The 18,260-nt window shown below is 66.5% G+C and carries 20 protein-coding genes and 1 pseudogene; 5 read left to right on the top strand and 16 right to left on the bottom strand.

Annotation, left to right across the window (positions count from 1 at the left end):
• Positions 1-66: 66 nt before the first annotated feature.
• Together BN2156_RS27570 and BN2156_RS27565 are read right to left on the bottom strand one after the other, a co-directional pair.
• Positions 67-528 (bottom strand): SRPBCC family protein, encoded by a 462-nt coding sequence (locus BN2156_RS27570; RefSeq protein ID WP_090518609.1) that lies wholly within the window; start codon positions 526-528, stop codon positions 67-69.
• 132 nt (positions 529-660) lie between these two features.
• The gene (locus BN2156_RS27565; protein ID WP_090518119.1) at positions 661-1,131 is read right to left on the bottom strand and encodes a MarR family winged helix-turn-helix transcriptional regulator; all 471 of its coding nucleotides are present in this window, start codon (positions 1,129-1,131) and stop codon (positions 661-663) included.
• Positions 1,132-1,377: 246 nt separating this feature from the next.
• Here BN2156_RS27565 and BN2156_RS27560 point away from each other — a divergent pair, with 246 nt between their 5' ends.
• From BN2156_RS27560 to BN2156_RS27545, 4 genes are read left to right on the top strand one after another with little or no spacing between them, the layout of a single operon-like run.
• Positions 1,378-1,872, top strand: coding sequence for an MmpS family transport accessory protein (locus tag BN2156_RS27560; protein ID WP_090518118.1), 495 nt, complete (start codon positions 1,378-1,380; stop codon positions 1,870-1,872).
• On the top strand, positions 1,869-4,712 hold the full coding sequence (locus BN2156_RS27555; RefSeq protein ID WP_162490986.1) for an MMPL/RND family transporter: 2,844 nt from the start codon (positions 1,869-1,871) through the stop codon (positions 4,710-4,712). Before BN2156_RS27560 ends, BN2156_RS27555 begins: the two co-directional genes overlap by 4 nt.
• 1 nt (position 4,713) lies before the next feature.
• Positions 4,714-5,133 (top strand): hypothetical protein, encoded by a 420-nt coding sequence (locus tag BN2156_RS27550; protein WP_090518116.1) that lies wholly within the window; start codon positions 4,714-4,716, stop codon positions 5,131-5,133.
• 38 nt (positions 5,134-5,171) lie between these two features.
• Complete coding sequence (locus BN2156_RS27545; RefSeq protein ID WP_090518115.1) at positions 5,172-5,681, top strand: DinB family protein; 510 nt, start codon at positions 5,172-5,174, stop codon at positions 5,679-5,681.
• Between the two features lie 12 nt (positions 5,682-5,693).
• Here BN2156_RS27545 and hchA read toward each other — a convergent pair whose 3' ends face one another.
• From hchA to BN2156_RS27505, 8 genes are all read right to left on the bottom strand, one after another.
• Positions 5,694-6,578, bottom strand: a complete 885-nt coding sequence (gene hchA, locus BN2156_RS27540) for a glyoxalase III HchA (protein ID WP_090518608.1) — start codon at positions 6,576-6,578, stop codon at positions 5,694-5,696.
• Between the two features lie 74 nt (positions 6,579-6,652).
• A complete protein-coding gene (locus tag BN2156_RS27535; RefSeq protein ID WP_090518114.1) occupies positions 6,653-7,354 on the bottom strand; it encodes an anti-sigma factor in 702 nt (233 codons plus the stop codon).
• Positions 7,351-7,932: a sigma-70 family RNA polymerase sigma factor gene (locus BN2156_RS27530; protein ID WP_090518113.1), complete on the bottom strand. Its 582-nt coding sequence runs from the start codon at positions 7,930-7,932 to the stop codon at positions 7,351-7,353. Before BN2156_RS27530 ends, BN2156_RS27535 begins: the two co-directional genes overlap by 4 nt.
• A gap of 2 nt (positions 7,933-7,934) precedes the next feature.
• On the bottom strand, positions 7,935-8,702 hold the full coding sequence (locus BN2156_RS27525) for a DUF1295 domain-containing protein (protein ID WP_162839262.1): 768 nt from the start codon (positions 8,700-8,702) through the stop codon (positions 7,935-7,937).
• An 8-nt stretch (positions 8,703-8,710) separates the two neighbouring features.
• On the bottom strand, positions 8,711-9,949 hold the full coding sequence (locus BN2156_RS27520) for a class I SAM-dependent methyltransferase (protein ID WP_235625553.1): 1,239 nt from the start codon (positions 9,947-9,949) through the stop codon (positions 8,711-8,713).
• A 26-nt stretch (positions 9,950-9,975) separates the two neighbouring features.
• Entirely contained in the window at positions 9,976-10,725 is a 750-nt protein-coding gene (locus BN2156_RS27515) for a DUF1365 domain-containing protein (RefSeq protein ID WP_167346321.1), read from the bottom strand.
• Positions 10,719-12,011 (bottom strand): NAD(P)/FAD-dependent oxidoreductase, encoded by a 1,293-nt coding sequence (locus BN2156_RS27510; RefSeq protein ID WP_407661765.1) that lies wholly within the window; start codon positions 12,009-12,011, stop codon positions 10,719-10,721. Before BN2156_RS27510 ends, BN2156_RS27515 begins: the two co-directional genes overlap by 7 nt.
• A gap of 52 nt (positions 12,012-12,063) precedes the next feature.
• Positions 12,064-12,888, bottom strand: coding sequence for an LLM class F420-dependent oxidoreductase (locus BN2156_RS27505; protein ID WP_162490985.1), 825 nt, complete (start codon positions 12,886-12,888; stop codon positions 12,064-12,066).
• Positions 12,889-12,950: 62 nt separating this feature from the next.
• Between BN2156_RS27505 and BN2156_RS27500 the strand changes: the two genes are divergently transcribed.
• Positions 12,951-14,048 carry a glutamate--cysteine ligase 2 gene (locus tag BN2156_RS27500; protein ID WP_090518107.1) on the top strand — a complete coding sequence of 366 codons (1,098 nt, stop codon included), beginning with the start codon at positions 12,951-12,953 and terminating at the stop codon, positions 14,046-14,048.
• A gap of 5 nt (positions 14,049-14,053) precedes the next feature.
• Here BN2156_RS27500 and BN2156_RS27495 read toward each other — a convergent pair.
• From BN2156_RS27495 to BN2156_RS27470, 6 genes and pseudogenes are all read right to left on the bottom strand, one after another.
• Positions 14,054-14,464: pseudogene (locus tag BN2156_RS27495) on the bottom strand (gamma-glutamylcyclotransferase family protein); the annotation flags it as partial.
• Positions 14,465-15,715: an Nramp family divalent metal transporter gene (locus tag BN2156_RS27490; protein ID WP_235625520.1), complete on the bottom strand. Its 1,251-nt coding sequence runs from the start codon at positions 15,713-15,715 to the stop codon at positions 14,465-14,467.
• Positions 15,716-15,791: 76 nt separating this feature from the next.
• Positions 15,792-16,022, bottom strand: coding sequence for a hypothetical protein (locus tag BN2156_RS27485; protein ID WP_162490984.1), 231 nt, complete (start codon positions 16,020-16,022; stop codon positions 15,792-15,794).
• Positions 16,023-16,077: 55 nt separating this feature from the next.
• Positions 16,078-16,344: a hypothetical protein gene (locus BN2156_RS27480; protein WP_090518105.1), complete on the bottom strand. Its 267-nt coding sequence runs from the start codon at positions 16,342-16,344 to the stop codon at positions 16,078-16,080.
• Positions 16,341-17,444, bottom strand: coding sequence for an NAD(P)H-dependent amine dehydrogenase family protein (locus BN2156_RS27475; protein ID WP_090518104.1), 1,104 nt, complete (start codon positions 17,442-17,444; stop codon positions 16,341-16,343). Before BN2156_RS27475 ends, BN2156_RS27480 begins: the two co-directional genes overlap by 4 nt.
• Positions 17,445-17,452: 8 nt before the next feature.
• Entirely contained in the window at positions 17,453-18,244 is a 792-nt protein-coding gene (locus tag BN2156_RS27470; protein WP_090518103.1) for an SDR family oxidoreductase, read from the bottom strand.
• Positions 18,245-18,260: the final 16 nt, after the last annotated feature.

The raw sequence follows: 18,260 nt of genomic DNA, 5'->3' as shown, positions 1-18,260 counted from the left end.
CTAAGCAATATTAAGCATAACTAAATTCCGGATGGCATCGCCACCCTCCGGCGGCGACTAGGGGAACTATTGCCCCGAGGCCTCCACGACGGCCTTGATCCGTTCCAGCGTCTTGCGCATGTCGCGAACATTGCGACGGGTGCGCAGTTGCCCACCGAGCAGTGAGAACACGGTGGTGAACGCTCCCGGTGTCATCCGGAACGATTCGGTGACGTCGGTGTCGGACCCGGCCGGCTCCAACCGGTAGTGCCAGTTGTTGACCGACCGGTCCCCGACGAGGACCGTGAAGCCGAATTCGCGGCCGGGGTCGCAGGCTGTCACTTCACAGGTCGTCCAGTAAACGGGCCCGATCTCGTTGCGCTTGACGTGCCCGCGGAACCGCGCGCCGAGCGCGGGACCGGTCGCCCCACCCAGCCACTCGGCCTCCATCACCTCCGGGGAGAACTTGCCGGTGTTGCGCACGTCGGCGATGAGATCCCAGATGCGGTCCGCCGGCGCGGCCATCCGCACGGTTACCGAGCCTTCCATGGCCATTGCGTTCGCCTCCTGGGGGATCGGCGTCAACGTAGCACCGGTGCGGGCCGGGACTACGTGCTTTCCGGGGTTCGCAGCGATGGGGGCCGGTGTGATCGTCGACGTGTGAGGGTCTCAGTCATCACCCTATCCGTCGGCGAGGTCGGGGGAGTCGGCGATCTCGCGCATCTGATCGACCAGCCGGGCCGCGACCTGTGCGGCCAGCCACAGCGTGGTCTGGTCGTCCTCTGGCAATCCGGCCAACAACTCGGCGATGCGTTGCTTGCGGACAACGGCACGTTCCTCCCACAGGCGCCGGCCGCCCTCGCTGACCTTTACCAGGCACGCGCGGCCATCGTCGGGATCGTTGCAACGCTCCAGCAGCCCTTGGCTTTCCAGGCGTTGCACCAGCTGGGTCATGCCGGATTGGCTGGCGCCCTCCGCCTCGGCGAGTGCGGTGACCCGCATCGGACCCTCCCGGTTGAGGCGCACCAGAACCAGCGTCGCGCTTGCGCTCAGCCCCTTGCGGTCGGCGAGATGCCGCCACATCAGGTCGGCGCTCGCCACGAGCATCGCCGAGATCGCTTCCACGCTGCTGTCGGTGGGAGTGCTGGTCACGGCGCATTTATATCATCGACAGGAAGTAAATGTGGATATGGGCGGGCCGCGAGGTCGGTTCGGGGCGCGCTGGTTCGCCGTGTCCGGGAGCTTGGCGCGTCGGGAAATACCCCTTTAGCAATGGAAATATCGGCATTGAGCGCGGTTGCTGCCTTCCGCAACGAACCTGCCAGCCTGCTGTGAATGTCTGAAAAGGGCTGCGGACGTCTTGATAGTTAGTTCATATATGCGATATAGATTTCCCTCATGATCGGCGAACAACCCGCGAGCGGGCGTGGCGATCGAGAACTCCACAGAGTCGGACGTCGATCGCCCAGCCTGACCATCCTGGAAAACGGTTGGCTGCCGCTGGTCACCGTCATCGCCCTCGGAGTGGGAGGGTTCGGCGTCTGGAAGGTGCATCAGATGTCCGAGCCGGGGCCGGTGCCTTCGGTCCTCGCCGCGCAGGCGCCCGAGCAGTTCACACCCAAACAGCTCACCTATGAGTTGTTCGGGACCATCGGCAACGGCGGGATCGTGAGTTACGTCGACATCGACGGGCATCCGCACAAGGTGGATCTCACCGAACTGCCGTGGTCGCACACTGAGACGAGCACGCTGACCGTCGTGTCCGGCAGCATGTCGGCACAGGTCAACGGTGGTCAGGTCGGCTGCCGGATGTTGGTCAATGGTGTTGTGCGCGACGAACAATCGTCCACTCACTCAGAAGCCGACGTCACCTGCCGGGTGAAGTCAGCATGAGCATGCACCGGGCGAACCGGCCGTTCATGGCGCGATCCGTGCGCGTCATGGCCGTGCCGATCATCGTGTTCTGGGCGCTTCTGGCCGTCACCACGAACACCTTCATCCCTCAGGTCGAACGGGTCGCCGAGGAGCTCGCCGGGTCCATGATCCCGAGCTATGCACCGTCACAGGTCGCGATGCTGCGCATCGGAGAGAAGTTCCAGGAGTCCACCTCGACCAGCCTGACCATGCTGGTGTTCGAGGCGGACCGACCTCTCGACGATGGCGATCACCGGTACTACGACGATTTGATGAACCGGCTCAAGCAGGACTCCGAGCACGTGCAGTACGTGATGGATCTGTGGGGCAAGCCCATCACCGCGGCCGGTGCCCAAAGTGTGGATGGCAAAGCGACTTTCGTACTGTTGCGGCTCGCCGGAAACATCGGGCAGTTGCAGGCGAACGAGTCAGTCGACGCGGTGCGAGACATCATCGCCGACGACAATCCGCCGCCCGGGCTCAAGGTCTACGTCAGCGGTGCCGCGCCGCTGGCCTCGGACACCCTGACGATCGCCAACTCCAGCCTCAACAACATCACCATCCTGACGATCATCCTCATCGTGATCATGCTGCTGGTGGTCTACCGCTCGGTGCCCAACCTACTGGTACCGCTGGTCAGCGTGTTGATCGAAATGCTTGTAGCCAAAGGCGTCATCGCGACGCTGGGGCACTTCGGCATCATCCCGCTGTCGTCGTTCGCGGTGAACATCGTGGTGGCACTGACATTGGGAGCCGGAACCGACTACGGCATTTTTCTGCTGGGGCGCTATCAGGAGGCCAGGCAGGACGGTGAGAGCCGCGAGGACGCCTTCTACACCGCCTATCGCAGTGTTGCTCCGATCATCATCGGCTCCGGACTGACCATCGCCGGCGCGTGTTACTGCCTGAGCCTGGCCCGGCTGGACTACTTCCACACCATGGGGCCGGCAGTCGCCATCAGCATGCTGTTCACCATCGCCGCGGCCCTCACGCTCGCGCCGGCGATTCTCACACTCGGCAGTCTGTTCGGTCTGTTCGACCCCAAGCGCATGACCAAGGGACATCTGTACCGGCGGATCGCGACCAGCGTCGTGCGCTGGCCCAAACCCGTGTTCGTCGCAAGCACCGCCGTAGTGATGATCGGTGCGGTATTCGTGCCCACCTTCAAGGTCAGCTACGACGATCGCGCCTACCAACCGTCAGACGGCCCAGCCAATCTCGGTTTCGAGGCCTCGGATCGGCACTTCTCGCAAAGCAAGTTGTTCAGCGAGATGTTGATGGTCGAGAGCGACCACGACATGCGCAACTCGGCGGACTTCATCTCGCTGGACCGGGTGGCCAAGAGCCTGATCCGGCTTCCCGGTGTCGCCATGGTGCAGAGCATCACCAGGCCGCTGGGCCGCCCGCTGGAGCACGCCACGATTCCCTATCTGTTCACCACCCAGGGCAGTGGCAGCGGCCAGCAGTTGCCGTTCAACGAGCAGCAGAACGAGAACACCGACAAGCAGGCCGAGATCCAGGCGCGTTCGGTCGAGGTGCTGCAGAAGGTGATCGGGCTGACCCAGCAGATGGCCGACGAACTGCATTCGACGGTGCTCACTTTGGAAAACCTCAAACAGGTCACCGACGACATGAACGCCGGGATCTCCAATCTCGACGACTTCCTGCGGCCGTTGAAGAACTACTTCTATTGGGAGCCACACTGTTTCGACATCCCGGCCTGTTGGGCGATGCGATCGCTGTTCGACTCGCTCGACGGGATCGACAGCCTGGATGCCCAGATCGCCGATGCCGTCACGTCTTTCGAGGCCATCGACCGGCTGATGCCGCAGTTGATCTCGCAGTTGGAGCGGATGATGGCCGACAGTCGGTCGCTGCTGGGCGTCATCACCAACAACTACGGTCCGGCGCATCTGCAGTCCACCCAGACCGACCAGACCTACTACGACCTGATCAACGTGGGCAACGACTTCGACAAGTCCCGCAGCGACGACTTCTTCTACATCCCCCGAGAGGCGTTCGACAACGAGGACGTCAAGACCGGCATGCAACTGATGATGTCGCCCGATGGCAAGGCCGCCCGGTTCATCGTCACCCATGAGGGCAACGCCATGGGTCCGGAAGGAATCGACCATGTCGAACAGTTCCCGGACGCGATCAAGGCGGCGCTCAAGGAGACCTCACTGGCGGGCTCCAAGATCTACATCGGCGGAGCGGGCTCGAACAACAAGGACATCAGGGCCTACGCCGCGTCCGATCTGCTCATCGTGGCCATCGCCGCGTTCGTCCTGATCTTCCTGATCATGCTGTACCTGACCCGAAGCCTGGTCGCGGCCATGGTGATCCCCGGCACCGTGGCGTTCTCGTATGCCGGTGCCTTCGGACTGTCAATCCTGGTGTGGCAGCACCTGATCGGCCTGCACCTGCACTGGCTGGTGTTGCCGCTGACCTTCATCATCCTGGTGGCGGTCGGCTCGGACTACAACCTGCTGCTGATCTCCCGGGTCAAGGAGGAATCGGGAGCAGGCCTGAACACCGGACTGATCCGCGCTCTGGGGAGCACCGGCGGCGTGGTGACCTCTGCGGGGCTGGTGTTCGCGTTCACCATGCTGGCCATGTTGATCAGCGATCTACGAACCATCGGCCAGGTGGGCTCCACCGTGTGCATCGGGCTGCTGCTCGACACGTTGATCGTGCGATCGTTCGTCGTGCCGTGTCTGTTGCGTCTTCTCGGTCCGTGGTTCTGGTGGCCGACATTCATCCGGCAGCGGCCGCTACGGCAGCCGGTGCTGTCCCGGCAGCAGCGAGTGGAGGCCTGACGTGACGACGTCGACTCTCTACGGCATCCTGTCGATCATCTCCTTCGCGTTGATCTGGGTCTTCGCCGTCGTGGCTTTCATGTTCACGCGGCGGATGAGGGGCCACGCCCATGTCACATCGAGCCTGGCCGTCGGGACGCTGTCGGCCACCTTGCGCAAGGTCCGGAAACGCGAGGCTCTCACCGACGACGAGCTGACCCTCGCACGACAGGTCCTGGCCGACCGTGGCAGCATTCTGGCGCTCGCGGTTCCCGCCACGCTGTTCTGCATCGGTTGTTTCTACGTTTTCGGCAGCCTCGAACAACTGCACGGGCGTACCCCGTCGGAGCGAACCTTCCTCGGCGTCTTTCCGATGCTTACCTCCACCAATATGGCGATACAGATACTCCGCAGCGCCCGTCTGAAACGGCGCATTCGGTGATCCCGCTTCACCCCCGCAGTGATGGCAGCATCGTGAGTATGACGTCGACGGAGCGGCCCGTGCCGCCGATGAATGCCGATGAACGTACGACGCTGGAGAGCTGGCTGGAGTTCTATCGCGCCACGCTGGCGCTGAAATGTGAGGGCCTGAACGAGGAACAGCTGCGGTCAGCCTCGGTGCCGCCGTCGGAGCTGACCTTGCTGGGTCTGGTCCAGCACGCCGCCGAAGTGGAACGGAACTGGTTTCGCCGGGTACTGACGGGCGAGGACGCGGCACCGATCTTCGGACCGCGCGACCCCGACGGCCATGACGGGGGCTTCGAGGTGTCGGCACACTCGTCGTTCCGCGACGCGGTACAGATCTGGCAGGACGAGATCAAACAGGCCCGTCTCAACTGTGCGGCGCGAGAACTCGACGGCACCGCGGCATTCATGGGGGGCGAGGTCAGCTTGCGTTGGATCTACACTCACATGATCGCCGAGTATGCCCGCCATTGCGGACACGCAGATCTGGTCCGCGAGCGCATCGACGGGCACGTCGGCGTCTGAGACAGACGCTGGTCAAGGCTGATGTTCGCGCCCCAGCGCGTCGAGCAGGCAATTGACGGCCAACCTCCCCAACGCATCGGAGGCCAGTGGGCTGTCACCGGTGAGCAGGCGGCGGTCCTGGTGCACCGTGCCGGCCATCTCGTCGTTGACGATGGTGAGGCCCTGCTTGGCCAGCAGGTCGGCGACCAGCCACTGCAGGCGCCCCGGCAGGTATCCGATGTCGATGTTCGGGCCCTCGTCGAGCGAGTCGGGGAACACGCACACCGAGTATCCGGCCAGCGGCGACCGAGACTTGCCGAGGCCGGCGGCCAGCAGCGCCGCCGGACCGTGGCACAGGGTGATGATGAACCGGCCGTGGTCGAGTGCCCAGTTCAGCGTCCGGCCGACCTGGTCGCTGCCCGGCAGCCCGACGACGGCGCCGTGACCGCCGGGAATGAAGACGGCGAGATAGTCAGAGGCCGGCTTGAGGCCGGCGACCACGTTGGACAGCTTGAGGGGTTGTTTGAGTTTGATCTTGAGGGCCTCGTAGGTTGACAGCACGGCCTGGTCTTCGCCGGGCATGGCCCACAGTTCCAGCTTGGCCGGATACCCGGATATGGTCGCGACGTCAACGTCGAATCCGGCTTCCATCAGGTGGTGCAGCGGCAGCAGCATCTCCACCGGATGGTTGCCGGTGGAGAACATCTTTCCGTTCTGGCACAACACATATCGCTCTTCGGTGGCGATCATCAACACCTTCCACCGGCCCTCGGTGTAGGCGCCCTTGTGTTCCACGCCGGTGAAATCGGTCCTGGGGGAGGTGTACTGACTCAACGAGTAGGGCGAGGGAAAGAAGGCGTTGTCCTCGGCCGGATCGGGCGCGGGGTCCTTGCTGAGGTTTTCTGCGTCTTGTGACATTGCGTTCACCACTTCCTTTTCCCAGCTCGTGCGGTGAGGTCAGTGATACCCGGCTTTCGGCCACCCGATGCGTGTCACTGCAATGGCAGCTCGGCGAAGATCGGCGTGGTGGGTGTGGTCGAGCCCTCGCCCGGTTCGACGGTGAAGGCCAATGCCGATGCGTCGGCGAGGTCGGGTAGCACCGCCGTGGTCGACGGCGCGACGGCGGCGGAGTCCATGGTGCCCGCCGACGTGGCGTCGCCCTCGCGCAGCAGCCACATCTGATAGACCGTGCCGGTCTGCGGGGGCGTGACGCCGTTCATCACCAGCACGCCGGCGTTGCGCTCGCGGGAGAACACCACGGTCGCGGTTCCGCCGGTGGGGATCGCCCCGGAGACGGTCCGTACGTCTGGGGCGGCGAAGATCTGTTCGGCCGTCGTGGGCTGCGGGCTGGGGCGCATCGCGATGCCGATGCCGACACCGGTGAGGGCGATGACGACGGCCGCTGCCGCCGCCAATGCCGTGTTCCGCCAGCGCGGGGCGGGCCGCAATTCGCGCACCGAGACCGCCGCCAGTAGCTGCTCGCGCAGATGGGTCGGTGGTTCAAGGGCAGTGGACCCGGCCAGCCGGGCCATGGTTTCCCTCACGTCGCGCACTTCGTTCGCGAATTCGGCCGCCACCTCGGGAGGGGCGGCTGCCAAGCGCTGTTCGATGTCGGCCCGCTCGCTGTCGGACACCGCGTGCAGCGCGTACGGGGTCGCCAGCTCGAGAAGGTCGGGGTCAACCGGTCCGGTCATGCGGCCCCCAGACAGTTGCGCAGGCCGCGGAGGGCGTCACGCATCCGCGATTTGATGGTCGCGAGGTTGGCCGCCAGCCGTTGAGAGACCTGGCTGTAGGTCAGCCCGTCGTAATAGGCGAGATGGATGCACTCGCGCTGGGCATCGGTCAGCGACGACAGGCATTCGGCGACGCGCCGCTGCTCGTCGTGGGTGATGACGGAGTCGGCCACGTGATCGGCGGGCGGATCCACGCTGGTGGCACCGTAGCGGGATTCACGGCGGGTGGCGGCCTGCTCGGCACGCACCCGGTCCACCGCCCGCCGGTGTGCGAGCGTCAGCAGCCAGGCCATCGGGGATCCGGCCGACGGGTCATAGCTGTCTGCCGAGCGCCACACCTGCAGATAGATGTCCTGGGTGGTTTCCTCGCTGTATCCCGGGTCGCGCAGAACCTGGGTGACCAGGCCGAACACCCGCGACCGCGTTTGGTCGTACAGCTCGGCGAAGGCGTCGACGTCGCGTCGGGCCACCCGTCGCAGCAACGCGTCGAGTTCGGCGGTCACCCACAGCAGCCTAGTCACCGGGGCCTGCTCCGTCATGCTTATCCAGATCTCGGTGGCATCGGAATGAAAAAAGAAGTGCGAGAACAATATTCCGCGAATCCCGCCCGGCCCGCCATGTGCTTCTCGGCCAGTCGGGCTCCGGTCGCGTACACCAGGAAATACGTCATCAACAGCGGGGATAGCACCGTAGCCAGCGACAACCAGCCGCAGATGCTCGACAACCACAACCCCCACCAGACGCAGCAGTCGCCGAAATAGTTGGGATGGCGGGTCCAGGCCCACAGCCCGCGGTCCATGATCGCGCCCCGGTGGGCCGGGTCGGATTTGAACCTGCGCAACTGATGGTCGCCGATCGCCTCGAACGCCAGCCCGGCGACCCAGATCGCCACGCCCACAATCAGAACCGGCCGCAGGGCGGCCGGAGTCGGCCCCAGTGTCGACGACAACTGCACGGGAAGCGACACGAACCAGGTTGCCGCACCCTGGATCACGAACACCTTGCGCAGCACGTGACCGGCCGAATAGTCGCCACCCAGCAGCTCCTGGTAGCGCGGATCCTCACCCTTGCCCGCGGACTTGAGCACCATGTGCCAGGACAGTCGCCCCGCCCAGAGGGTGATCAGCACCAATAACAGGATGCGCCGGAAGACATCGCCGGTGCCCAGGACGGCGCTGACAGTGGCCACCACGATGAACCCGATGCCCCAGGCCACGTCGACGACGTTGTACCGGCCGAGGTTTCGGCCGATCAAGAAGGTCGCGCCGTGCACGACGGCGAGGGCGGCCAGCGATACCGCGGTGACGATGAGCAGGTTCACCGGTGTCCTCCTGTCGGGGCGAATGTCCACTGGTAGACGTCGAGATAGCCCGAGGCGAATCCGGCTTCGGAGTACGCCAGGTACAGCTCCCACATGCGGGCGAAGACCTCGTCGAAGCCAAGCGCCGCCACCGCGTCGCGGCGCGAGTCGAAACGTTCGCGCCACAGTCTCAGGGTCTCGGCGTAGTGCGGCCGCAGTGACATCATGTCGACAGTGCGCAGCCGCGTGTGCCTTTCGGTCAGGCCGATGATCGCCTCGGTCGACGGCAGCAGCCCGCCGGGGAAGATGTACTTCTGGATCCAGGTGTGCGTATCGCGCGAGGCCAGCATGCGATCGTGCGGCATGGTGATCGCCTGGATCGCGACCCGGCCTCCCGGTGTGACGAGCCGGTCCAGCGCTCGAAAGTAGGTGGGCCAGAACTGGTATCCCACGGCCTCCACCATCTCGACCGACACCACCGCGTCGTAGCAGCCGTCGACGTCGCGGTAGTCGAGTAGATCGACATCGACCCGGTCCGACAGACCGGCCTCCGCCACTCGTTGCCGGGCCAGCCGTTGTTGTTCGGTCGACAGGGTGATCGAGCGGACCCGGGCGCCGCGTTCGGCGGCACGCAGGCAGAGTTCGCCCCAACCGGTGCCGATCTCCAGGACCCGGCTGCCCGGCCCGACCCGCGCTGTGTCGAGGAGTCGGTCGATCTTCCGGCGCTGGGCGTCGGCCAGGCCGGCCGCCGTGCCCGGCAGTTGCGGGAACAGCGCACTGGAGTACGTCATCGTCTCGTCGAGGAACTCGGCGAACAGCTCATTGGACAGGTCGTAGTGGGCCGCGATGTTGCGGCGGGACTGAGCCGCGTCGTTGCGGGCAGAGCGCGGCGAGCGGGGCAGCGTCACCGTCCGGAACCGTTGCAGCGCAGCGGGAATCAGCTCGCCCATCGACCGGCCGAACTCGGTGAGCAGCCCGGCGAGATCAGTGGAATGCCACTCGCCGGCCATGTACGACTCGCCGAAGCCGATCAGTCCGTGGCAGCCGATCCGGCGGGCCAGGGCCTCCGGCTGTTCGATGACCATGGTGGGCAAGGTGGGATCGGCCGCCCCGATCACGGTTCCGTCGGGAAACGCCAGCCGTACCGGCAGTGTCGCGGCGGCCCTTCGCAGCAGTTGGTCGGCCACCGCGCCGGATATCGCGGCCACCGGCCCACGCGGTGGATGTACCACGTCCGGCCAGCGGGTCGGGTCGATGGCGGGGGACGTTCCGGTCCGGGTGCTCACAGCGGCCTTCCTTGGTTCTCGGTAATGCACTCGACGGCTTCTTCGGTGGGGCGGGGGATCACCGGAACCCGGCGCAGCCACAACTTGATCCCCTCGATCCGGATGGCGAGGGCTCCGGCCAGCGGTGCCACCGGCGCGGTCAGTTGCAGGCGCAGGATCTCCCACGTGGTCGCCGGCCTGCGGGCACCGCGAAGGGTGGCGACAAAGGCCGGATGTCCGTGGCGGTGCAGGGAAATCGTCACGTCGAGGTGTTCGCCCGGTTCCGGAGCCTGGACCCGGTAGTAGCCATCGACGGCATTGAACGGTGAGACGTACATGCGCTTGGGCACGTTCGCGGGTTGTCCGGCGGCAAGCAGATAAGCATGCCGCCGGCCGTAGGTGTTGTGGACCTCGGCGACCACGCAACGCAGTGCCCCGGCGGCGTCGTGGCACCAGTACAGGCTGAGCGGGTTGAACACATATCCGAGCACGCGCGCCTGCAGCAGCGCGGTCACCCTGCCGCCGCCGAGATCCACGTCGTGCGACAACAGGAATGCGTCGACGCGTTGGCGCAGAGAGTCTTTCGGTGCGCCCGTGAAATGGTCGTCGGCCTCGAATCGGGCGAATGGTCGCAGCCAACGCGGCAATCGCGGCATCCGGTCGAGGTCGACGTACCAGCTGTATCCGCGGTAGCTGAAGCGATGGTGCACGGGCGCGCGGCGGACGTGGGTGATCCTGGTGCGGTACAGCGCAGGGGTGGTCAGCATGCCAGCGGCTCCGCGACCGGGCCGCCGGCCCATCGGGCGCCCAGCCGCTCCGCGGCCGCCAATCCCGATGCGGCGCCGTCCTCATGGAATCCCCAGCCGTGGTACGCCCCGGCGAACACGATGCGGTCGTCGTTGAGCTGAGGCAGGAGTTGTTGCGCGGCCACGGATTCGGTGGTGTATGCCGGATGTTCGTACACCATCTCGGCGACGACCTTCGACGGGTCCACCCGGTGGGCGCCGCCCAGGGTCACCAGGTAGCGCCGGGTGCCACCCAGCCTCATCAGTCTGGTGATGTCGTAGGTGACGGTGACGGCGTGATCTTCGGGATCGATGAGGTAGTTCCAGGAGGCGCGCGCTCTCGGCAGGCGGGGCAGTACCGACTCGTCGGTGTGCAGCTGAGCCTGGTTGAGGCTGTAGGGGATGGCCCCGAGGATGTGCCGTTCGGCCTCGCTCGGGTGGTCCAGCATCAGCAGCGCCTGGTTGGGATGGGTGGCGATGACAGCGGCATCGAACCGCCGGGGCGGCTGTCCGTCGACGGTGACCAGCACGCCGTCGGCACATCGGCGCACGGATCGCACGCGGGCACCGGTGACGGCCTCGGGCAGTCGGGCCACGATCGCGTCGACGTAATTGGCCGACCCGCCGACCACCGTGCGCCACGTCGGTGAGCCGAACACCGACAGCATGCCGTGGTGCTGCAGGAAGACGAACAGGTACCGCGCCGGGTAGCGCAGTGCCTCGCCGGGCGGGCATGACCACACCGCGGCAACCAAGGGGGTCATGAATCGTTCGGTGAAATACCGGGAGAACCCGTGGCGGTGCAGGAACTCGTCGAGGGTTTCCTCGTTCCCGGTGCTCGCTCGCCGCAACAATTGGGTCGCCAGCCGGTGAAACCGGGCAATTTCGCCCAGCATCAGCAGATAACGGGGCCGGCCCAGATTGGCCCAGCCGGGGAACAACCCACCCAGGCCGCGGGCCCCGGCGTACTCCAGACCGGTGCCGTCGTCGCGTACGGACATCGACATGTCGGTGTCCTGCGTACGGATCCCGAGTTCGTCGAACAAGCGGCACAGTGTCGGATACGTGCGGTCGTTGTGTACCAGGAAGGCGGTGTCGAGCGCGAGGGTGCGGCCGTCTTCGACGACGTGCTGGGTATGTGCGTGCCCGCCGAAGCGGGCGTCGGCCTCCAGCAGCGTGACGCGGTCACGAGCGGACAGGACATGCGCGGCGGTCAGGCCGGCGACACCGCTACCGATCACCGCAACGGCGCGCCCACCAGGATGAATGTGTTCCACACCCGGTATTCGGAGCCGGCCCGGGCGCGGATGGAAAGAACTTCTAGCGAAGTTCGGCGATCACCTTCCCGAACGCCTCGGCGTGAGCGATCTGCACGATGATGTAGGTGATGCCGTACTTCTCGCGCAGCCCGCGGATGTGGTCGGCGATGGCGCTGACCGAGCCCGACAGCACACCCGGGTGCCGCAGCAGCTCTTCGTCGCTGAGCCCCGGCAGGAAATGGCGGGGGACGTTGAGGATGGGCATCTCGCTGCCTGGAGCGGGCACCGCCGTGACCGCGAGATTGAGCTCCAGTTGGTCGAACCGGTCACCGGCAGCGTTGCGCAGGAAGGAAACTCGCTCGGCCAAGGGGTCGCTGTCGCCGTCGCCGACACTGTCACCACCGGTGAGGCCGACGACGTCGGCGGTCTGGGCGGCCACGGTCAGCAGACGATCACCATTGCCCGCGATGAGGATCGGGATGTCGGGCGCGTGCTCGCGCAGGTGTTCGGTGGTGTGGCGCAGATAGTCGATGCGGTCGCGGGCGCTGGGGAACGGCAGTTCGGCGGCCTCGAACTCTTCACGCACATAGCCGGCGCCGAGACCGAGGTCGAACCGGCCGCCGGACAGATCCCGCAGGGCGGTGGCGTCGCGAGCCAGCAGCGCGGGCTTGTAGAAGGCGGCGTTGAGCACGAACGTGCCGACCCGCAGCGTGCTGGTGGCCGCGGCGATCGCGGTCAGGGTGGGGAACGGGGCCGGGGCGCCGAGGTGGTCGGGCACGTTGAGGACGTCGAAGCCGAGGTCTTCGGCGCGCCGCGCGGTGTCGGCGATCTGCGATTGGGATCCGGTGGCGCGCAGGCTCACACCAAAGCGGAAATCGTTGGGCATCACCCGATCTTAGGCACGGCGGCGGAAGGTTTGGAGGTGTCGGCGGCGGGCAATTCTGAGCCGTGACGAGTCATCCGACGGTGGGCGTAGAGGAAGAATTCCTGCTCATCGATCCGCAGTGCGGTGAGCCGATCGCCCGCAACAAGGCGGTCGCCGCCTCTGCCGCCGAGCAGGGTGTGGATCTGCAGCTGGAGCTGACCAGCTGCCAGATCGAGACCAATACCGACGTGATGGACACCAGCACCGCGTTGCGCTCCGAGTTGACCAGATTGCGCCGGATCACCGCCGAGGCCGCCGCGGCCAACGGGGCACGGTTGTTGGCCGCCGCGCTGCCGCCGACCGTGCCGCACAAGTTCCCCGTCACCCCGACCGCGCGTTACCGCAGGATCGCCCACCGGTTCGGCATGATCGCTCACGAACAGGGCATCTGTGGCTGCCACGTGCACGTCGCGGTGCCGGACCGGGACGCGGCGATTCATGTCAGCAACTGGCTGCGTCCGTGGCTGCATGTGCTGCTGGCACTGACCGCCAACTCGGCGATCTACCGCAACACCGACAGCGGCTATGCCAGCTTCCGCAGCGTGCTCTGGACGCGGTGGCCCAGCTCGGGGCCGCCGCCGTATTTCGATTCGGCCGCCGAATACGACGCGGCCGTATGTCTGCTGCAGCGGGCCGGCGTCGCGCTGGACGACGGCATGATCTATTGGGATGTGCGACCCTCGGCGAACTTTCCGACCGTGGAGGTGCGGGTATCCGATGTGCCGGCCACCGTCGCCGAGACGGTGTTGGTCGCCACGCTGATCCGCGCCGGGGTGATGACGGCGCTGCGTTCGTACGACGAAGGCGAATCGGTTCCGCGCCTGGCGGATTGCCAGATCCGCGCGGCCCACTGGAAGGCTGCCCACGACGGCCTCGACGGCGACGGTATCGACCTGCTGGGTGATCAGTCGGTGGTCCCGGTCCGGGATCTGCTGAACCGATTCGTCGAGACGGTGCGGCCGGCGTTGGTGGCACTGGACGACTACGGCATGGTGCGTGCCGAGCTCGCCCGGGTCGTCGCCGAGGGGAACGGCGCGATCCGGCAGCGTCGCGCCTGGCGGCGCCGAGGTGAGATCGCAGATGTGATCAACGAATTGGCGGCTGCTGTGACCGGCAACTAGCCGGCCCAACGCCCCAGGAATTCGACCCAGCGGTGCGGGAGCTCGTGGTGCGCCGCGCCGGCAAGGATTCGTTCCAGATAGCCCGGCCGCGGTGGCCCGGGTTGGACGCGATGGTCGATGTAGACCCAGGCCGGCTCGGGGCCGCCGTCGGTGTGCACGGTCAGCTGGTCCCTGCGATAGCGCACCGGCACCCCTTCGGCGACGTCGAGGGCCGCCAGATCGTGGTCGGTGACCTGCCACAAGACGCCGTGTACCTGTGCGGTGCCGAGCGGTTCGATGGTCGCCACCCCGCGCTGGTTGATCAGCCAGCTGTGGCCGTCCAGGCGGGCTGGTCGGGGATCCAGGGCACCCGGACAGCGCCGGGCCATCTGTGCCACGCACAGATTCGAGCCGTAGGCGAAGTACGGGTGCAGCATTCAGCCCGTGACGGTCAGATAGATCAGCACCACGTTGAGCACACTAATCAACCCGGCAACGCCCCAGCCCAGCGCGGTGGTGACGCGGTGGTTGACGTCGTCGCCCATCAGGTTCGCTTTGCTGGTCAACCGCACCAGCGGGATCAGCGCCAGCGGTATGCCGAAGGAGAGCACGACCTGGGACAGCACCAGGGCGCGGCTGGGGTCGACGCCGATGGCCAGGATGACCAGCGCCGGGATCAGGGTGACCAGCCGGCGCAGCAACAGCGGATAGGAGCGACGCAGCAGGCCCTGCATGATCATCGCGCCCGCGTATGCGCCGACCGAGGTCGAGGCCAGGCCGGAGGCCAGCAACCCGATGGCGAACAGCAGCGCGACCGTCGGACCCAGGGTGTCGCGGACCGCGGCGTGGGCGCCTTCGATGGAGTCGGTGTTGTCGCGCCCCTGCAGGTTGGTCGCCGCGACCAGCAGCATGGCCAGGTTCACCGCGCCGGCCAGCAACATCGCGATGCCGACGTCGTAGCGGGTGATCCGCAGCAGGCGTCGCCGGATCGCGCCGGGCTGGAGGTGACCGTGACGGTCGCGCGCGAGGCCGGAGTGCAGGTAGACCGCGTGTGGCATCACGGTGGCGCCGAGCATGGCGGTGGCCAACAGCAGGCTTTCGGCTCCCTGGAACCGGGGGATGAGCCCGCCGGCGACCTCTGCTGCCGGAGGGGTCTCGACGAACAGGCTGGTGAGAAAGCCGATCGCGATGATCATCAGCAGCCCGGTGATCACCCGCTCGAACATCCGCTGACCGCGGCGGTTCTGCACGCTCAGCAGCAGGAGAGAGACTGCTCCGGTGATGACCCCGCCGAGCAGCAGCGGCAGGTCGAACAGCAGGTGCAAGGCGATCGCGCCACCCACCACTTCTGCGAGATCGGTTGCGACGGCTACCAATTCGGCCTGTATCCAATAGGCGATGCGGGTCGGGGTGCTGGTGTGATCGGCGACCACTTCGGGTAGCGAGCGGCCGGTGACCAGGCCCAGCTTGGCCGAGAGGTACTGCACCAGGCCCGCCATGGCGTTGGCCATCACGATGACCCAGACCAGCAGGTAGCCGAACTGTGCTCCCGCGCTGACGTTGGCGGCGACGTTGCCGGGGTCGACATAGGCGATCGCGGCGACGAATGCCGGCCCGAGCAGCATCCAGCCCGGCATCGGCGTCGTACGCGTCTTGGTGTCCTCTAACAACGGCCCCACAGCTTCCATCCGGGTATGCGAATAGAAAAGTTAGGGTACCCGAAACCTTGTCATGCCACTCAGCCGCGGGGGTCGAACACGACCGTCACCAGCCGATGCCAAAGCCGCCGAACCCGAAGACCGGGCCGTACCAGGGGCCGTAGTTGTTCAAGGCCGGCGGGGAGGTCACGATCTGCGTGCTGCCATTGGTCTGGCATTGCGTGGTGGTCGGTGTCGTGTTGGTGCACTTCGGTGCCGCGGACCCGACCGGGGCCGTGAGGATCGCCAGACACGGCACCGCCAGCAGCGCGGCCAGGCACCGAACGATGTTGCTCATGACCTACTCCGATCGCTGGAGTAAGTCTACGTCTGAAATGCGCTGTCAGCGCTGGTCAGAGGACAAAGAACTCATCGTCCCAGGGGAACATCCCGTAGCCGGGCTGCGGCGGCGTCGAGTCGATCTGCACGTTGCCTTCGGTGGCGCATTCAGTGGTCTGGCCGCCCTCGACCGAACTGCCGCCGGTCACCTCGCACTGCGGCAGCAAGCGGGGTTCGCTGGGGGCACTGGGTTCGGCCGAGGCCAGCGGGGCCAGGGCGATCGCCGCGGAAGCGCCGCCGACCATGAGACATCCGGTGAGCGTGGTGAGGCGAATCTTCATTGCGCCGATCCTTCCAACGGGGGCCTATCGGCAGCGTACAGACCCCGGCCGGTGATCAACGGCAGATCGAGCGTCGTCCGGATACCAGGCTTGGCGTCCACCACCGCCGGGATCGCGTTGACCACGCGCGCGGCCGTGGCGACCAGGCCCGCATGGTTGTGATCTCCGTTGGGGCTGCTCAGACACAGGTCCAGCGTGTACGACGGTTCGCCCGTCACCACCACCCGGTACGAGCCGCCTTCCTGGGCGGGCTGGGGCCACTCGGGGCACAGGTCGTCGCGCAGCCGCGTCACATGCTCCAGCACCACCGCGGCCTTGCCGTCGCGCATGCCGCGTACCTCGAACCGCAGTGCGGCGGTGGTCCCGGCGGGAATGTGCCCGGCCGCGATGTCGAAGTCCTCCGGCGCGGGCACCCGGGTGTGCTCCTCGGTCACCTCGTCCAGTTCGACGCCCAGGCCGGCGGCCAGCTGCCGGACCACCGAACCCCAGGCCAGGCTCAGCACTCCCGGTTGCAGCAGCATCGGGGTTTCGTCGATGGGCTTGCCGAAGCCCATCACGTCGAACATCACCGCCGCGCTGTTGTAGGTGGCGTAGTCGACGATCTCCATGCAGCGGATCTGCTCGATCTCCTGACAGGTACCGGCAAGGGCAAGCGGCAGAAGGTCGTTGGCGAAGCCGGGGTCGATTCCGTTGACGAAGATGCTGGCCCCGCCCGCCTCCGCCGCCGTCTCGATCGGCTCGATCAGCTCGGCCGGCAGCACCTCCCACGGGTACTGCAGGAACACCGCGGAGCTGGCCACCACGTTGATCCCGGTGGCCAGGATTCGCCGGTAGTCCTCGAGCGCCTCTGGCAACCGGTTGTCGGCAAGTGCGGTGTAGACCACGCAGTCCGGCTTGTCGGCCAGGATGGCGTCGAGGTCATCGGTGGCCAGGATGCCGGTCGAAACATCCAGGCCGGCAAGCTCTCCGGCATCCCTACCGGCCTTGGTCGACGAGGACACCCACACGCCGGTGAGTTCGTAGTCCGGATTGGTGACGAGCTGCTTGAGCGCATGTCGGCCGACGTTGCCGGTACCGACCGCGGCTACACGAATGGTCACAGTTCTCCTCAGAGGTCGGGGATGGGCAGATCGAGATTGGGCATGTTCAGGCCGCCGTCGACCTCGAGCACCTTGCCGGTCAGGTAGCTGCCCGCCGGGGACGAGAGATACACCGCGGCGGCAGCGATGTCGGCAGGGTCGCCGAGGCGGCGCAGCGGGGTGGCCTTTTCCATCGGGTCGCGCAGTGCCTCGTTGGAGGCGACGATGTCCAGGGCCGAGGTGAGAATCGAACCGGGCGCGATGGCGTTGACGCGGATGCGCGGACTCAGGTCCAGTGCCGACAGTCGGGTGTAGTGCGCGAGGGCGGCCTTGGCGGTGCCGTAGGCCGCGAAGCCCCGTCCGGCCAGGCGCCCCACCGTGGAGGTGATGTTGATGATGCTGCCGCCGCCGGAGTGCTCCAGCATCAGCGGCACCGCCGCACAGGTCAGCGCGTGCGCGGTGGACACGTTGAACGTGAACGCGTTGCGCAGATCCTGGGTGGAGGTGTTCAGCAGCGGTGCGGGCATGGTGCCGCCGACGTTGTTGACGACGATGTCTAGTTTCCCGAACGCATCCACCGCGGCGGCCGCGAGTTCCGCGGTGGCCTCCGGGTGCGCCAGGTCGGCGACCACGACGTGCGCCCGACGCCCGGTCTCGGCGACCTGGGCTGCCACCTCATCGAGTTGGGCCTGTGTGCGGGCCGCGATGAGCACGTCGGCACCGGCTTCGGCGAAGGCGAGCGCGGTCGCCGCGCCCAGTCCACGTCCGGCCCCGGTGACGATCGCCACCTTGTCGTCGAGTCGGAATCTGTCCAGAATCACGTGCGCTCCGTTCCCT

The sequence above is a fragment of the Mycolicibacterium neworleansense genome, from assembly GCF_001245615.1.
GTDB lineage: Bacteria > Actinomycetota > Actinomycetes > Mycobacteriales > Mycobacteriaceae > Mycobacterium > Mycobacterium neworleansense.
Note: the sequence above shows the minus strand (reverse complement) of the source record. Positions and strands in the feature narration are given on the sequence as shown.

Bases quoted from the DNA above. Each gene is read 5' to 3' on its own strand.
- BN2156_RS27485 (WP_162490984.1), bottom strand. From the start codon at position 16,022: ATGAGCAACATCGTTCGGTGCCTGGCCGCGCTGCTGGCGGTGCCGTGT.
- BN2156_RS27490 (WP_235625520.1), bottom strand. From the start codon at position 15,715: ATGGAAGCTGTGGGGCCGTTGTTAGAGGACACCAAGACGCGTACGACG.
- BN2156_RS27535 (WP_090518114.1), bottom strand. From the start codon at position 7,354: ATGACCGGACCGGTTGACCCCGACCTTCTCGAGCTGGCGACCCCGTAC.
- BN2156_RS27555 (WP_162490986.1), top strand. From the start codon at position 1,869: ATGAGCATGCACCGGGCGAACCGGCCGTTCATGGCGCGATCCGTGCGC.
- BN2156_RS27480 (WP_090518105.1), bottom strand. From the start codon at position 16,344: ATGAAGATTCGCCTCACCACGCTCACCGGATGTCTCATGGTCGGCGGC.
- BN2156_RS27530 (WP_090518113.1), bottom strand. From the start codon at position 7,932: ATGACGGAGCAGGCCCCGGTGACTAGGCTGCTGTGGGTGACCGCCGAA.
- BN2156_RS27505 (WP_162490985.1), bottom strand. From the start codon at position 12,888: ATGCCCAACGATTTCCGCTTTGGTGTGAGCCTGCGCGCCACCGGATCC.
- BN2156_RS27560 (WP_090518118.1), top strand. From the start codon at position 1,378: ATGATCGGCGAACAACCCGCGAGCGGGCGTGGCGATCGAGAACTCCAC.
- BN2156_RS27570 (WP_090518609.1), bottom strand. From the start codon at position 528: ATGGAAGGCTCGGTAACCGTGCGGATGGCCGCGCCGGCGGACCGCATC.
- BN2156_RS27545 (WP_090518115.1), top strand. From the start codon at position 5,172: ATGACGTCGACGGAGCGGCCCGTGCCGCCGATGAATGCCGATGAACGT.
- BN2156_RS27515 (WP_167346321.1), bottom strand. From the start codon at position 10,725: ATGCTGACCACCCCTGCGCTGTACCGCACCAGGATCACCCACGTCCGC.
- hchA (WP_090518608.1), bottom strand. From the start codon at position 6,578: ATGTCACAAGACGCAGAAAACCTCAGCAAGGACCCCGCGCCCGATCCG.